Raw genomic sequence first — 14,265 nt, forward strand, 5'->3', positions numbered from 1 at the left:
GCGATGTGGTAGCGTCGCGACCATGACGACGACGAGCGCGACCCCGGTGGCGGCGGCGACCACCGCCTCCCCGGCGACCGCTCCCCTGCTCGACGAGCAGATCTGCTTCGCCCTCTACGCGGCGTCGCGCGCCCTCACCGCCCGGTACCGCGAGCTGCTCGAGCCGCTCGGCCTGACCTACCCGCAGTACCTCGTCATGCTCGTGCTCTGGGAGCAGGGCCCGATCGGCGTCTCCGCCCTCGGCGAGCGCCTGCACCTCGACTCGGGCACCCTCTCGCCGCTGCTCCGCCGCCTCGACGCCCAGGGCCTCGTGACCCGGGCGCGCGGCGGTCGCGACGAGCGCGCCGTGACGGTGTCGCTGACCGCGGCGGGCGACGACCTTCGCGGCCTCGCCGCACGCATCCCCGAGAGCATCTGCGCCGCGACCGGCCTCCGGCCCGCTGACATCGCCGACCTGACCGAGACCCTCGGCACGGTGGCCGACAGCGTGCGCGCGGCGCCTCGTAGGCCGCCCCGCGACTCCTCGGCCCCCTGACTCCTCCGACCACCCGCGACACCCGACCCACACCGACGAAAGAGAGACAGCATGCCCACTCGCACCGCTCGCACCGCCTGGAACGGAAGCCTCGAGACCGGCGAGGGCCAGGTCGAGATGACCAGCTCCGGCGTCGGCACCTACGACGTCTCGTTCCCGAAGCGCGCCGCTGACGAGGCGAACGGCTCGACCAGCCCCGAGGAGCTGCTCGCCGCGGCCCACTCCGCCTGCTACGCCATGCAGTTCAGCGCCGTGCTCGGCGCGGCCGGCGGCACGGTCGAGGCGCTCGACGTCAAGGCCGACGTCACGCTCGGCCCGGACTCGGCCGGCGGGTTCCGCCTCACGGGCATCGCCCTCACCGTCCGCGGCGAGGTCTCCGGCATCGACGAGGCCGCCTTCCAGGCCGCCGCGCAGGACGCCAAGGAGACCTGCCCGGTCAGCAAGGCCCTCACCGGCGTCGAGATCACGCTCGACGCGACCTTCGAGGGCTAGGCAGCCGCACCGCCTCCCTCCCGGGCGCCCCGTCACGCAGGTCGTGACGGGGCGCCCGTGCGTCGTCGGCGCGACCGCCCCGGAGGCGCCGGGTGCCGCGCCTGCACCGGCGCGGCACCCGGCGGCCGCCTCGGCACCCGGACTGGGGACGCCGCCGCACCCAACCCGGCGCGGCCGCGCCCCGAAGACTCCTCGACCGCCCGCCCCGACGACACCAGGAGGACACGATGACCCCGCGCGACTCCTCCCTCGACCGCCCCGCCCGTTGCGCCGAGTGCGGCGGCCCGGCCCGTCTCGTGCGGAACCCGTTCTTCGGCTCGGGCCTCTCGGTGCACCCCGAGCTGCTGACCTGCACCTCGTGCCGCTCGGTCACCTTCGTGCCCGCCCCGCCGCGTCGGGCCTGCACGCCGCCGGCCGGCCGACGCCGCGGCCTCGGTCGCGTCGCGCGCTGGCTCTGCCGCCGCTGACGCGCCGCCGCCCCGCTGAGACGCACCACGTCGTCGCAGACGAACCACGCCGCGGCCTGGTTCCGGTGCGACGACGTGGTTCGTCGCCGTCCGACCGCCGGCGCCGCCGCGGCGGGGCGGCGCTCAGGCGCCGAGCCGGCCGATCACGCTGTCGTCGAGGCCGCGCAGCAGCGCGGCGACGTCGTCGACGACCTCGGCCGCGCCGGCCTCGGTGAGCTCGGCGCGCGACATGCCGCCGGTCAGCACGCCGACGCAGGCGACGCCGGCGCGGCCGGCCGCCTCGACGTCCCACACCGCGTCGCCGACCATGACGGCGTGGTCGGCGTCGACCCCGGCCTCGTCGAGCGCGACCTGGACGATGCCGGGGTCGGGCTTGGCCGTCTCGGCGTCCTCCGACGAGGTGACGGCCCAGAGGGCGCCCTCGACGTCGAGCAGGGGGCGCAGCACCTCGAGCTCCTCCTCCGGGGCGCTGGTCGCGAGCACGACGCGGTGCCCGCGGCGGCCGATCTCGGCGAGCAGCTCGGGCACCTTGTGGAAGACGTGCAGGTCGGTGTCGCCGTGGGGAAGATAGTGGGCCGAGTGGCGCTCCTTCGCCTCGTCGCCCCGCTCCTCCGCGACGTCGTCGCCGAGGAGGGAGCTGAGCAGCAGCGAGCTGTCCTTCCCGATCGCGCGGTGGATCCGCCAGCTGTCGACGGGGTGCCCGATGTCGGCGAAGGCCTTCGACCAGGCGTCGACGTGCGCGTAGTTCGAGTCGACGAGCGTGCCGTCGATGTCGAAGAGGACGACCGTCGTCGGGGCGTCGGCCCCGGTGGAGTCGCGGGTCGGGTCGGCAAACGAGGAGGAGGAGTCGGAGGAGGAGGCCTGGTCGGAGGCGCGGGTCGAGTCGGTCATGCCCCCAGCCTGCGCCTGCAGACCGTGCACCGTTCGGGGCTGGACACGCGCCTCCCTTCGCCCTGTCGGGCTGGGCACACGGCTGGGCGCCGCCTCCGAGGTGGCTGGGAGCGGGAACACGCGGCCGCCCGACGGGCGTTGGCTGACGACATGACCACATACGGAATCATCGGAGCGGGCAACATCGGCAGCCAGGTCGCCCGGGCCCTCATCGCCCAGGGGCACGACGTCGTCATCAGCAACTCGCGCGGGCCCGAGACCCTCGGCGACCTCGTCGCCGACCTGGGCGAGAAGGCGCGCGCCGCGACGTCCGAGGAGGCGGCGGAGGCCGGGGAGGTCGTCGTCGTCACGGTGCCGCTGAAGAACTACGAGCAGGTGCCCGTCGCCCCGCTCGCGGGCAAGGTCGTCATCGACACCAACAACTACTACTTCGAGCGCGACGGCCAGATCCCCGCCCTCGACAACGGCCTCGACACCGTCTCGAGCATGCTGCAGCGCCACCTGCCGGAGAGCAAGGTCGCCAAGGGCTTCAACCACATCATGGCGAAGGACATCACGACCGACGGCAAGCCCGCGGGCGACCCCGACCGTCGTGCACTCGCCACCTCGAGCGACTTCGAGGAAGCCGCCGAGCTCGTGCAGCGCCTCTACGACGAGATCGGCTTCGACACCGTCAACGTCGGCCCGCTGAGCGAGAGCTGGCGCGTCGAGCGCGACCAGCCCGCCTACGTCGTCTCGCAGACCCGGTCGGAGCTCGTCGAGAACCTCGCGAAGGCCACCCGTGCCACCGCCACGACCGAGCCGGCGCCGCACCCCTCCGAGGCGTAGCCCCCGGCGCCGCCCGGCGCCCCCGCAGCGCGGCGCCCCGGCACCTCGCGAAGAACCCCGGATCGGACACCGCACCCCTGAGCACCAGGGTGCGATGTCCGATCCGGGGTTCTTCCGCGTCCGGCGGCCGGCTAGCGCGTCACGACGACGAACCCGCCGCCCTTGACGAGCACCACGCTGCGGCCCGACACGGCCTTCTCCGACACGAGCCGGCCGCGCGAGTCGAAGCTCGACACCGTCGACCGCGTGCCGGCCGCCCCGACCGTCGCCGGCAGCGGCAGCCGCGACGTCGACGACACCAGGTCGGTCGCCCGCCCGTCGGCCCCGGTCAGCGACAGCCGCTGCACGAGCGGCCGCACGATCAGCGCGTCGATCGTCACGGGCTGCGAGCCCCGGGCGGTCACGGTGACCGCGGTCGCCCCCGGGCCGACCGGCACGGGCAGCGTCTGCGGCAGCAGGGCCCCGGAGGCGCCGGTCACGCCCTGCGCGCCGACCCGCGTCGACAGCGTGCCGAGCGGCACCTTCCCGGCACGCCAGACCGAGGTCGAGACGACTCCCTCGGCCCCGAGCAGCACGGGCTCGACGTGGCGGAGCCCCGACCCGGCGGGCACCGTGATCGTCGCGGTCTGCCCGGGCCGGAGCGTGAGCGCCGAGCCGCCGCTGAGCTGCGACTCGCCCGTCCACGCCGACTCGGGCGTGACGACCGTGCCCGTGGTCGCCGTGGCGGCCTCGGCCTCGACCGTCGTGAGGCCGTCGCGGGCGGCGACCGTCGTCGACGCCTGCGCGAGCGCCGAGACGTCGGGCGCGCCGTCGAGCGCGATCATGGAGAGCAGGCCGTGGATGGTGCTCTCGGCCCCGCTGTTGCGGTTGACGCTGCCGTCGGCCTGCACGCCGTCGTTCGTCACGCCCGTCGCCCGGTCGTAGACCGGCTGCCCGGAGCGGTTCGTGCCGAAGTACCAGCTGGCGGCCACGGCGGCGACCTCCCGGAACCCGGCACCGCCCGAGGCGTCGGCCACGGCGAGCGCCGACTGCAGGCGCGAGTCGGCGCCGTAGGCGATCTGCGTCTGGTCGACCGGCGTCGGGTACCAGGCGTTGTCGGGGCCGCTCGCCGTCAGCAGGGTCGTCGTGAACGACGCCGTGTCGACGACGGCGGGCGCGAGCAGGTCGGCGCGGCCGAGCACCGTGGAGGCCCGCGCGAGCGCGGCCGGCATCTGCGACGCCCACGAGTGCCACATCGACCTCGAGTTCGTCCAGGGCAGCATGGCCCCGTATGGCCAGGTCTGCGGGTCGCCCGAGGCCATGCGGGCCACGCCCTCGGCGAGCTGCGTCGTGGCCGTCCGCACGACGGCGTCGTCGGGGGCCGCGGCGACGTACGCGCCCAGGCCGAGCACCGCCTCCGCCGTGGCGTCCGCGCCGTCGACGATCAGCCAGGCGGGCACCTGCACGCCGTCGGCGACGTCGTACTGCCCGTACCGCGAGAGCGTGTCGCGCTGCAGCGCCGCGACCCCGAGCTGGAGGCGCTGCTGCAGGAAGGCCGCGAACTCCGGGTCGTCGTCGCGGAAGGCCGCGAAGCCCTCGCCGAACGCCCAGAGGCTGCGGGCCAGCCAGTAGCTGTTGCCGCTGTCGGACGGGTCGGGCAGCTCGACCGGCACCGGGCTGCGGTTGAAGGTGCCGTCGGGCTGCATCCACAGCACGACGTTGCCCGCGGCCGGGCCGGTGGTGGTCTGGAAGTACGCGGTGGCCCGCAGCAGCTCGTACGCCTTCTCACGGCTCGCCTCGGCCCCGGTCAGCTGCCAGTCGCGCAGGTAGACGACGGCCGCCCGCGAGACGTCGTCGGAGTTGTACGCGCCCTGGCCCCAGTACCCCGTGGCCGGGTCGAGCGGCCCGCCGCCCACGCGGGCGAAGGCGCCTCCGTCGCGGGCGTCGGCGTACGTCCACGGCAGGGTCAGCGTCGGCTCGGAGTCGAGCCGGTAGGAGGTGTGGCCCTCCTCGGGCGCCGGCGTCGCCTGGTCGAGGAGGAAGTCGAGGTGGGCGAGGTTCGTCAGCGGTGCCGGGGCGGGCGCGGCCGAGCCGGCTGCCGGGGCCGCCGGAGCAGCCGGGGCGGGAGCGGCGGGAGGCGCGGCGGAGGCGGGCAGCGCCCCCGTCACCCCCAGCGCCAGCGCTGTCGTGGCGGCCAGGGCGAGCCCGGCCCATCGTGCGGTGCGTGCGGTCATCGTCGACCGCCTCCTTCTGTCTCGTCGTTCGGGGTGCTGCGGGGCGGCGGACGCGACGCGTCGAGCCGGGCACGGCGACGCCCCGCGGGGCGTCGACGGCGCCGCGTCAGGCGCGGTCGAGGCGGGCGACGCCGATCTTGGAGTCGGCCATGCCGTAGAAGACCCACGGCACCCCGTCGACCTCCTCGATCGCGGTCGGGAAGACGACGTTCGGCACGATGCCGGCGCGCTCGTCGTCGGTCTCGGCCTCGAGCAGCGGCTCGGCCGAGCGGGCGACCACCCGGGACGGGTCGTCGGCGTCGAGGATCATGCCGCCCGCGGCGTAGTTGACGTTCTGCTGCTGCGCGAAGGCGTCCTCGATGACGCCGGTGACCCCGTGGTGCAGCAGCAGCCAGCCCTCGGGCACGCGGCGCGGGGGCGGGCCGCCGCCGATCTTGAGCTCCTCGAACGGGGCCGCCGGCCCGGCGACCGGCCGGTGCTGCCCCCAGCGGGCGAGGGCGCGCAGGTCGCGCTCGACGGCGTCGACCGGCACGTAGCTGATCCAGATCGAGTGGCGGCCGTCGGTCACGCCGGCCGGCCGCGGGCTGCCCTCGCCCGGCACCGTGGCGCCGATGTGCCACATCGGCCGGTGCAGCACCGCGAAGCTGCGCACCCCGTCGGGCGCCGTCACCGGCTCGGGGAAGAACGTCGTGTCCTTGTTGTGGAAGAGGCCGAGGTCGGCGTCGAGCTCGTCGACGTAGTCGAACGTCACGGGCCCGAGCCGGCGCCACTCGCGCAGGTCGTCGCTGACGGCGACGGCGGTGCGGGGGCCGAGCGGCCCGTACGCGACGTAGGTCATCACGTGCAGGCCGAGCTCGTCGACCCGGGTGACGCGCGGGTCCTCCACGCCCGAGTGGGTCGCCCCGCGCTCCCAGCCGCGGTCGGGGGCGAGCACGACGCCCTGGCGCTCGACGCCGACGGGCACGCCGTCGTCGACGAGCACGCGGGCGAGGCCGACGCGCGAGACGTTGCCCGCGGCGACGAGCCGCGGCAGGAGGTACAGCTCGCCGTCGGGCCCGCGGCCCGAGCCGGGGTTGAGCACGCCCTCGGCCTCGAGGGGGTCGCCCGGGTCGGGGGTCATGACGACCCCGGCCCGGGTCAGCCGGTAGGGGAAGGGGCCGGGAGCGACGTCCGAGGCGGGGCTGCCCGCGGCGGGGCTGCCGGAGGCGGGGCTGCCGGAGGCGGTGGTGTCGGTGGCGGGGGATGCGGTGGTCACGGGGATCTCCTGTCAGCCCTTCACGCTCGAGCCGACGTCGGTCGAGATGAAGTAGCGCTGGAACACGATGAACAGCACGACCACCGGCGCCGCGAGCACGACGGCCCCGGCCAGGGTCGCGCCGAAGGGGTTGGCGGCGGTCGCGGCGACGTTCGAGATGTAGTTCGCCAGCGAGACCGCGAGCGGCTGCATCGACGCCTCCTTGGTGATGAGGAACGGCCAGAGGAACTCGTTCCACGGCCCGATGAAGGTGAGCAGCAGCGCGGTGACGAGGGCCGGCCGCACGAGCGGCAGCGCGATGTTCCACAGCAGCCGGAACTCGCCGGTGCCGTCGATGCGGGCCGCCTCGAACAGCTCCCTCGGCAGCTGGAGGAAGTACTGCCGGAAGATGATGACCGCCGTCGAGTTGATGGCGAACGGCAGGATCATGCCCAGGTAGCTGTCGCTGAGGCCGTAGTTGCGGGCGATCAGCACGTAGAGCGGGATGACGAGCAGCTGGAACGGCACGACCTGCACGAGCAGCGCGAGCGCGAACGTCACCCCTCGCCCCCGCCACTGCAGCACGGCCAGCGCGTAGCCGACGAGCACGCCGAAGACGACGGTGCAGACCAGCACGCCCCCGGTGAAGATGCCCGAGTTCACCAGCCCGGTGAGCAGCCCGATGCGGCTGTCGATGGCGGCGTAGTTCGCGCCCGTGAGGTTCGACGGGTGCGGGAAGGCCCCGGCGACGGTGGGGTCGGGCTTCGTCTGCAACGAGCCGATCACCATGTAGTAGAACGGGAACAGGAACGCGAGCGCTCCCACGGCGAGGACGACGCCCCGCAGCACGACCTGGTACCTCGACATGTCAGTCCTCCTTCCCGCCGGCGAAGCGGTTCTGCAGCAGCGCGATCACGAGCACGAGCACGACGAGCACGACGCCGACGGCGGCCGCCTGGTCGGGGTTCCCCTGCTCGATGCCCTTCTGGTACATCAGCAGGACGGGCGAGGTCGACGCGCCGTTCGGCCCGCCTCCCCCGGTCAGCAGGTACGGCTCGGTGAAGAGGTTCGCGCCCGTCACCGTCGAGACGAGCAGCACGAGCACCGTCGCGGGCCGGACGCCCGGCACGGTCACCGTGAAGAACGACCTGACCGCTCCGGCACCGTCGCTCGACGCCGCCTCGTAGAGCTCCTTCGGCACGTTCTGCAGCGCCGCGAGGTAGAGCAGGATGTAGAACCCCAGCTGCTTCCACGTGACGAACAGCGCGATCGAGGGCATCGCCCAGGCCGAGTTGATCAGCCACGACGGCGACGGCGCCAGCGGCCCGAGCACCTGGTTGACGAGCCCGTCGCCGTTGAAGAGGAAGAGCCACACCGCGACGACCGCGACGCTCGCGGTGAGGTACGGCACGTAGTAGGCCACGCGCAGGAAGCCCTTGAACCGCACGACCTTGTTGAGCGCCGTCGCGAGCACGATGCTCAGCACGACCGTGAGCGGCACGTTGATGACCAGGAAGACGCCGACGTTGGCGAACGACCGCAGCACGGCCGGGTCGGTGAAGGCGGTGACGAAGTTCTGCAGCCCGACGAACGGGCGCTCGACCTGGGCGCCGGGGGCCGTGAAGAAGTAGTCGTGGAAGGCGATGTACACCGCGTAGCCGAGCGGGTACGCGAAGACCGCGAGCACGAAGACCAGGTACGGCGCGCTGAAGAGCAGGCCGAGGGGGTTCTTGCCGAGCAGGCCGCCGCGGCCGCGACCTGCGGGGCCGCGACCGCCCGACCGGGCCCCGCCGGGGCGGGGGCGACCCGAGGAGGCGCGGGGCGCCTCCTCGGAGCCGCCGCCGGCCGCCGGCGTGGCCGACTCGGCGCTGAGCGTCGACACGGCCTAGCCCTGGGCCGCGAGCTCGTCGACCTTCGTGGCCGCGTCGCCGAGGGCCTGGTCGACGTCGCCCTCGCCGAAGATGACGCTCTTCGACCAGGCGTCGCGGAGGGCCTGCAGCTCGGCCACGGTGTTCGGGCCGGACGGCACCTCGATGGTGCGGGCCGCCTGGTCGCCGAAGAGCGCGTAGGCGGGGTTCGCCTCGAAGTAGTCGGCGTAGGTCGTCGCGAGGTCGGTGCGGATGGGCATCTGGCCGGTCGTCTCGAGCAGGGCGCGGTCCTGCTCCTCGCTGGTGGAGAACTTCAGGAACTCCCACGCGGTGCCCTGGTTCTCGCACGCCGTGTACATGCCGACGTTCTTGGCGTCGCTGAAGGTGTACGTCTCGTCGGCGGGCGTGCCGTCCTCGGTCGGGACGGGCACGGCGCCCCAGTTCACGTCGGAGTAGACGTTCACGGCCCACGGCCCGACGATCGACATCGCGGCCTCGCCGTCCGCGAAGGAGTCGCCGGTGTACTGCTCCTGGCCGGCGAGGCCCTGGTCGTAGAGGTCGCGCCAGAACCCGGCGACGGACTCGCCCTCGTCGTCGGCGAAGGTGGCCTTCCCGTCCTCGACGAGGCCGGTGCCGCCGGTCGCCGCGGCGTAGAGCGGCATGAAGTCGAACTGCGTCTGGAAGAACTCGCTGGTCGGCGCGGGGTGGATCGCGTAGTCGGAGACGCCCGCGTCGACGAGCGTCTTGCTCGTGGCCAGGAAGTCGTCGTAGGTCGAGAGCGCGGGGGCCTCGGCGTCGAGGCCGGCCTGCGTGAAGAGGTCCTTGTTGTAGAAGATCATCACGGGGTTCGACTTCCAGGGCAGCTGGTAGTACTTCCCGTCGGCGTCCTGGTACTGCTCGGCGAGGTCGCCGCTGCGCTCCTCGACGTAGTCGGCGCCGTCGTCGAAGCTCGACAGGTCGACGAGACCGCCCTGCTTCTGGAACTGGCCGACGGCGCTCGGAGCCGTGTTGTAGACGAGGCAGGGCGCGTTGCCGGCCGTGATGGCGGCGCCGATGACCTCCTCGCTCGACTTGCCGGCGGGGATCTCCTGCCCCTTCACCTGCTCGTCGGGGTGGTCGGCGTTCCAGGCCTCGACGGCGGCCTTGCCCCAGGCGACCTCGGACTCGTTGTTCGAGTACCAGATCGTGATCGGGCCCTTCGCGGTGAGGGCGTCGCCGCCGCCTCCCCCGCCGCCGGAGCAGGCGGTCAGGCCGAGGCCGGCGAGCAGGACGGTGGCGCCGATGAGTGTGGTGCGTCGTTGCACGGTGTTCTCCTTGATCGGGTGGTGCGCTGTGAGGGGGTGCCGCCACCGGCGAGCCGGCGCGGGCGGAGGTCAGGAGGCGCGGGTCGGGCCCGCCGCCTCGCGGTAGACGTAGAGCTCGCGGCGGCCGGGAGGCGCGTCCCAGCCCTGTGCGAAGGTCCAGCGGCCGTCGACCCGGCTGAGCCCGCCCCAGCTGAGCGAGCCGCCCGGCGTGAGGGCGAGCTGCTCGAACGGTCGGTCGACGTCGTAGCGGGCCTGGCACGCGGCGAAGCGGCCGTCGACGTCGTGGAAGACGTCGAGCACGAGGTGCCCGTCGCCCGTGACGATCGCCGCGGCGACCTCGTGCAGGTGGCCGCCGACGCTCGACAGGTCGAGGTAGTCGACCGGCTCGAAGGCCCAGGTGCGCATGTCATCGGAGCGGCCGACGTGCAGCACGCCGTCGAAGCCCTCGCTGACGAACATCAGGTACTCGCCGCCGAGGCGGACGGCCTCGCCGTGCTCGTCGCGGGGCACCACGGCGCCCTTCGCCCAGAGCCGCGTCTGCTCGGGCGGGGCGATCGGACCGAGGCGCTGCCAGGTCACCAGGTCGTCGCTGACCGCGAGCATCATCTCGCAGCCGACCGCCCCGACGGGGTAGCCCGTGCTCGGGAACGCGGCCCGCGCCTCCTCGGTGATCGGGTGGACGCCGTTGTAGAACAGCCACCAGCGGCCCTCGGCGCGGTAGACCTTCGGGTCCTCCGTGCCGAGCAGCTCGAGGTCGTCGGTCGGGCGGACGACCGGGTTGGCGGGGTCGTCGACCCACGAGGCGCCCGGGGCCGTGAGGTCGAGGGTCGCGTGGCCGATGCGGCTGCCGAGGCTCTCCTTGACGGGCGACGCCCGGTAGAAGAGGTGCAGCGTGCCGTCGTGCTCGACCATCGACGGGTTGTAGAGCGACGAGCTCGTCCAGCCGACGCCGTCGGGGTCGCCCCACTGGCCCTCGAGCGTGAAGGTCAGGGCGGGGTCGGGCTCGAACGGGCCGACGGCCCAGTCGGGGCGCTCGGGGCCGTAGGCGGCCGGGCCGGAGAAGGTCAGCTGCGCGAGCGCGCCGGTCTGCTCGTTCTCGTGCACCAGGGCGTCGTCGAGCACGGCGCGGAGGGCGTCGGGCGTGAGCGGCTCGAGGCGACGGGCTGCGCTGCTGCTGGTGCTGGTGCTGGTGCTGGCGGGGGTCATGGGGCTCCGACTTCGTCGTCGTGGCGGTCTGGCTGGCGTGGCTGATGAGTACCGAAACGTTTCGGTAGACAGGAAGCTAACACGGCCGGGCACCGAGCGGAAGGGGCCCGGCCGAGGAGGCGCCGGGCTCAGCGGGCGGCGGGGGCGGTGGAGTCGCGGACGAGCAGGCGCGCCGGCGCCACCGACGCGTCGGGCCCGGCCTGGCCCTCGACGGCCGCGAGCAGCAGCCGGGCGGCCTCGGCCCCGATCAGCCGGGGCGTCGTCGTGAGGGTCGTCAGCGCGGGGCGCACGTACGAGCCGAGCTCGATGCCGTCGAACCCGGCGACGCTGACGTCGTCGGGCACGCGGACGCCGAGCCGGTCGGCCTCGGCCATGAAGCCGATGGCGGCGAGGTCGTTCGCGCAGAAGACCGCGGTGGGCGGCTCCGGGCGCGACAGGAGGTCGGCCGCGGCCCGACGCCCGCCGTCGTAGGTGAAGTCGGCCTCGACGACGACGCCGGGGTCGTGGCCGGCGGCGACCAGCGACTCCTGCCAGGCCTCGACGCGGTGGACGGCGTGCACGAAGCGGGCGGGGCCGGCGACGTGCGCGAAGCGGCGGTGCCCGAGCCCGACGAGGTGGTCGACGAGCTCGCGGACACCGGCGGCGACGTCCTGCCGGACCGCCGGCAGGGGGAAGCCGGGGGCGGGGTTGACGCCGACGGCGGGCAGGCCGAGCTGCTGCACGAGCGGCACGCGCGGGTCGTCGACGACGAGCTCGTTGAGGAACACCCCGTCGACGCGGCGCCCGGCGGCGAGGCGGCGGTAGCGGTCGAGGGTCTCGTCGGCCGCGGAGCCCATCTGCAGGATGAGCGCCCAGCCGCGCGGGTCGAGCACCGACTCGAGGCCGCCGATGAAGCTGCCGAAGAACGGGTCGCTCTCGAGCACGGACGGGTCGCGGTGCACGACGAGGCCGACGGTGAACGCGCGGCCGGAGCTGAGCGAGCGGCCGCGCACGTTCGGCACGAAGCCGAGGTCGGCGGCGGCCTGCTTGATGCGCGCCCGGGTCTGGTCGGAGACCCCGGGGCGGTCGTTGAGGGCGCTCGACACCGAGCTGATCGCGACGCCGGCGCGGGCGGCGACCTCGACGATGGTGACCCGCTGGGTCATGCCGCGCCTCCTCGCCTCACCCGTGACGGCTCCGCCGCGGCGAGCGCCGCGGACCGGGACGATGCTACGGCAGGCGTCACGGCACCTCGCGGCCTGGCCGTTCAGCGCGCGTGCACGCGCGGGTCTGCGGACTCACAGCCGTTCCATCGGATCCCGACAAGAGACTGCACGACATGCACCTTCCCTGGCACCGCGGGCGCGCGGACGACGACGCGACCACCTCGACGGGCTCCGCCGACCTCGACGCCTCGACCGCGCCTCCCCGGGCTCCTTCCGTGACGGTCGTGCCGGAGGCGAAGGTCGCCTCCGCGGGCGCGGTCGTGCCGGAGGCGAAGGTCGCCTCCGCGGGCGCGGTCGTGCCGGAGGCGGCGGTCGCCTCCGCGGGCGCGGTCGCCCCGCCTGCCCCCTCGCCCCCGGCCGCCTCGGCCGTCCCGCCCGCGATGCAGCTCGCCGGCGCCTGGGGCTGGCGGCTGCTCGTCGTCGCCGGCTGCCTCGCGGTCGCGGGCTGGCTGATCGCGACGCTCGAGGAGATCGTGGTGCCGCTGCTCATCGCGATCCTCATCTGCGCCCTGCTGCAGCCGGTCGTGCGCCTGCTCACGCGCCGCCGCCTCCCCCACTGGCTCGCGATCGTCATCGCGCTTCTCGGCCTCGTCGTCGTGGTCGGCGGGCTGCTCGTGCTCGTCGTCACGCAGGTGCGGGCCGGCGCGGACGACCTGACGGCGAAGGGCGTGGCGTCGTACGACGCGCTGCGGGAGTTCCTCCGCACCTCGCCGCTGCAGCTCACCGACCGGGAGTTCGACCAGTACGTCGGCCAGGCCGGGCAGGCCCTGCAGGACGCCAGCCAGCAGATCCTCAGCGGGGTGGCGGCCATCGGCTCGGCGGCCGGGCACGTGCTCGCGGGCGGGCTGCTGACGCTGTTCGCGACGATCTTCCTGCTGATCGACGGCCGCGGGGTCTGGCACTGGATCGTGAGGCTCTTCCCGCGCGCAGCGCGGCCGGCCGTCGACGGCGCGGGCCTCGCCGGGTGGCAGACGCTCGCGTCGTTCGTGCGGGTGCAGGTGGTCGTGGCCGCGGCGAACGCGGTGGGCATCGGGCTGTTCGCGGCGTTCCTCGGGCTGCCGCTGGCCATCCCGATCGCGATCCTCGTCTTCCTCGCGTCGTTCATCCCCGTCATCGGCGCGATCGTGACCGGGGCCCTCGCGGTGCTGCTCGCGCTCGTCGTCGCAGGCCCGGTGCAGGCGCTCGTGATGCTCGGCGGGGTGCTGCTCGTGCACCTGCTCGAGGCGCACGTGCTGCAGCCGCTGGTGATGGGAGGCGCGGTGCGCGTGCACCCGCTCGCCGTCGTCTTCGCGGTGGCGACCGGGTCGCTCGTCGCGGGCATCCCCGGCGCGCTGTTCGCCGTGCCGACGGCGGCGACGGTGAACGTCATGGTGAAGCACGTCGCCTCGGGGCGGTGGCGGGCGGCGGTCGAGGGGCCGGCCCTGCCCGACGGCACGCCCGCGAAGGGCGCCTAGCGGCGAGCGGGCCCGCGGGCCGGCCAGGGGTCGACGGAGCGCGAGCCCGCACGGGAGCGCTGCTCGGAGCGGAGCAGCCAGCGGCCCAGGCGGCCCCGGAGGGTCGCCTTCTGCGCGGCGTCGCGCGCCCGTCGCTCATCCACCGACGCGAGGATGGCACGAGCCATCTCGATCGTCTCCGGGTGGTCGTGACGATCCCAGGTCATGGCCTTCCTCCCTCTCCGTGGAAGCGGTCGGCGTGCTCGATCTCCGATGAGATCACGGCTGCGATGTCATCATCCTCACTCGTCGCCCAGGGCAGCGCAAGCAGCACCCGCATCATGGCGACCCCGGCCCTCCGATCGTCAGCGTCCGGCCCCAGGCACCTCTCCAGCGTCCACGACCACCTCGTCCACCACTGCTCCCGGACGGTCGCCGCGTCGAGGCGGCGTCGTGACCGACGAGCGTCGGCCACGGTCACCCCGACGCTGACGACGGAGACGACCGCGGAGACGCAGGCCGCGAGGAAGACGGCGGCGGCGCCCGGCGGCCAGGCGGCGAGGTCGAGGAACGGCATGGCTCCAGGCTG

At 74.2% G+C, this 14,265-nt stretch carries 15 protein-coding genes; 5 read left to right on the plus strand and 10 right to left on the minus strand.

Annotation, left to right across the window (positions count from 1 at the left end):
- Positions 1-22: 22 nt before the first annotated feature.
- The 3 genes from JOE43_RS00845 to JOE43_RS00855 all read left to right on the plus strand — a co-directional run bounded on the left by JOE43_RS00845 (position 23) and on the right by JOE43_RS00855 (position 1,494).
- Entirely contained in the window at positions 23-535 is a 513-nt protein-coding gene (locus tag JOE43_RS00845) for a MarR family winged helix-turn-helix transcriptional regulator (RefSeq protein ID WP_209513936.1), read from the plus strand.
- Between the two features lie 51 nt (positions 536-586).
- Positions 587-1,027: an OsmC family peroxiredoxin gene (locus tag JOE43_RS00850; protein WP_056057151.1), complete on the plus strand. Its 441-nt coding sequence runs from the start codon at positions 587-589 to the stop codon at positions 1,025-1,027.
- A gap of 227 nt (positions 1,028-1,254) precedes the next feature.
- Positions 1,255-1,494: a hypothetical protein gene (locus tag JOE43_RS00855; RefSeq protein WP_209513938.1), complete on the plus strand. Its 240-nt coding sequence runs from the start codon at positions 1,255-1,257 to the stop codon at positions 1,492-1,494.
- Between the two features lie 123 nt (positions 1,495-1,617).
- Here the strand turns inward: JOE43_RS00855 and JOE43_RS00860 are convergent, their stop codons facing one another.
- Positions 1,618-2,385 (minus strand): HAD family hydrolase, encoded by a 768-nt coding sequence (locus JOE43_RS00860; protein WP_209513940.1) that lies wholly within the window; start codon positions 2,383-2,385, stop codon positions 1,618-1,620.
- 24 nt (positions 2,386-2,409) lie between these two features.
- On the opposite strand from JOE43_RS00860, the gene JOE43_RS00865 reads away from it, so the two are divergent.
- Complete coding sequence (locus JOE43_RS00865) at positions 2,410-3,213, plus strand: NAD(P)-binding domain-containing protein (protein WP_307803179.1); 804 nt, start codon at positions 2,410-2,412, stop codon at positions 3,211-3,213.
- A 131-nt stretch (positions 3,214-3,344) separates the two neighbouring features.
- Here JOE43_RS00865 and JOE43_RS00870 read toward each other — a convergent pair whose 3' ends face one another.
- The 7 genes from JOE43_RS00870 to JOE43_RS00900 form a co-directional block, all read right to left on the minus strand.
- A complete protein-coding gene (locus JOE43_RS00870; protein ID WP_209513942.1) occupies positions 3,345-5,426 on the minus strand; it encodes a hypothetical protein in 2,082 nt (693 codons plus the stop codon).
- Between the two features lie 106 nt (positions 5,427-5,532).
- A complete protein-coding gene (locus tag JOE43_RS00875) occupies positions 5,533-6,546 on the minus strand; it encodes a glycosidase (protein ID WP_209518930.1) in 1,014 nt (337 codons plus the stop codon).
- Between the two features lie 147 nt (positions 6,547-6,693).
- Positions 6,694-7,527, minus strand: coding sequence for a carbohydrate ABC transporter permease (locus JOE43_RS00880; protein ID WP_209513943.1), 834 nt, complete (start codon positions 7,525-7,527; stop codon positions 6,694-6,696).
- A 1-nt stretch (position 7,528) separates the two neighbouring features.
- Positions 7,529-8,542, minus strand: a complete 1,014-nt coding sequence (locus tag JOE43_RS00885; RefSeq protein WP_374072539.1) for a carbohydrate ABC transporter permease — start codon at positions 8,540-8,542, stop codon at positions 7,529-7,531.
- 3 nt (positions 8,543-8,545) lie between these two features.
- Entirely contained in the window at positions 8,546-9,832 is a 1,287-nt protein-coding gene (locus tag JOE43_RS00890; protein WP_307803180.1) for a sugar ABC transporter substrate-binding protein, read from the minus strand.
- A gap of 69 nt (positions 9,833-9,901) precedes the next feature.
- Entirely contained in the window at positions 9,902-11,038 is a 1,137-nt protein-coding gene (locus JOE43_RS00895) for a hypothetical protein (protein WP_209513945.1), read from the minus strand.
- 128 nt (positions 11,039-11,166) lie between these two features.
- The gene (locus JOE43_RS00900) at positions 11,167-12,183 is read right to left on the minus strand and encodes a LacI family DNA-binding transcriptional regulator (protein ID WP_209513947.1); all 1,017 of its coding nucleotides are present in this window, start codon (positions 12,181-12,183) and stop codon (positions 11,167-11,169) included.
- Between the two features lie 173 nt (positions 12,184-12,356).
- Between JOE43_RS00900 and JOE43_RS00905 the strand changes: the two genes are divergently transcribed.
- On the plus strand, positions 12,357-13,697 hold the full coding sequence (locus JOE43_RS00905) for an AI-2E family transporter (protein ID WP_245187091.1): 1,341 nt from the start codon (positions 12,357-12,359) through the stop codon (positions 13,695-13,697).
- On the opposite strand, the gene JOE43_RS00910 is transcribed toward JOE43_RS00905, so the two are convergent.
- Positions 13,694-13,903: a hypothetical protein gene (locus tag JOE43_RS00910; protein WP_167260271.1), complete on the minus strand. Its 210-nt coding sequence runs from the start codon at positions 13,901-13,903 to the stop codon at positions 13,694-13,696. The two genes, JOE43_RS00905 and JOE43_RS00910, sit on opposite strands and share 4 nt — an antisense overlap.
- On the minus strand, positions 13,900-14,253 hold the full coding sequence (locus tag JOE43_RS00915; protein ID WP_209513949.1) for a hypothetical protein: 354 nt from the start codon (positions 14,251-14,253) through the stop codon (positions 13,900-13,902). Before JOE43_RS00915 ends, JOE43_RS00910 begins: the two co-directional genes overlap by 4 nt.
- Between the last annotated feature and the right edge of the window lie 12 nt (positions 14,254-14,265).

This window comes from Frigoribacterium sp. PvP121, from assembly GCF_017833115.1.
Classification (GTDB): Bacteria; Actinomycetota; Actinomycetes; order Actinomycetales; family Microbacteriaceae; genus Frigoribacterium; species Frigoribacterium endophyticum.

Bases quoted from the DNA above. Each gene is read 5' to 3' on its own strand.
- JOE43_RS00895 (WP_209513945.1), bottom strand. From the start codon at position 11,038: ATGACCCCCGCCAGCACCAGCACCAGCACCAGCAGCAGCGCAGCCCGT.
- JOE43_RS00845 (WP_209513936.1), top strand. From the start codon at position 23: ATGACGACGACGAGCGCGACCCCGGTGGCGGCGGCGACCACCGCCTCC.
- JOE43_RS00900 (WP_209513947.1), bottom strand. From the start codon at position 12,183: ATGACCCAGCGGGTCACCATCGTCGAGGTCGCCGCCCGCGCCGGCGTC.
- JOE43_RS00860 (WP_209513940.1), bottom strand. From the start codon at position 2,385: ATGACCGACTCGACCCGCGCCTCCGACCAGGCCTCCTCCTCCGACTCC.
- JOE43_RS00880 (WP_209513943.1), bottom strand. From the start codon at position 7,527: ATGTCGAGGTACCAGGTCGTGCTGCGGGGCGTCGTCCTCGCCGTGGGA.
- JOE43_RS00850 (WP_056057151.1), top strand. From the start codon at position 587: ATGCCCACTCGCACCGCTCGCACCGCCTGGAACGGAAGCCTCGAGACC.
- JOE43_RS00905 (WP_245187091.1), top strand. From the start codon at position 12,357: ATGCACCTTCCCTGGCACCGCGGGCGCGCGGACGACGACGCGACCACC.
- JOE43_RS00910 (WP_167260271.1), bottom strand. From the start codon at position 13,903: ATGACCTGGGATCGTCACGACCACCCGGAGACGATCGAGATGGCTCGT.
- JOE43_RS00855 (WP_209513938.1), top strand. From the start codon at position 1,255: ATGACCCCGCGCGACTCCTCCCTCGACCGCCCCGCCCGTTGCGCCGAG.
- JOE43_RS00870 (WP_209513942.1), bottom strand. From the start codon at position 5,426: ATGACCGCACGCACCGCACGATGGGCCGGGCTCGCCCTGGCCGCCACG.
- JOE43_RS00915 (WP_209513949.1), bottom strand. From the start codon at position 14,253: ATGCCGTTCCTCGACCTCGCCGCCTGGCCGCCGGGCGCCGCCGCCGTC.
- JOE43_RS00875 (WP_209518930.1), bottom strand. From the start codon at position 6,546: ATGACCCCCGACCCGGGCGACCCCCTCGAGGCCGAGGGCGTGCTCAAC.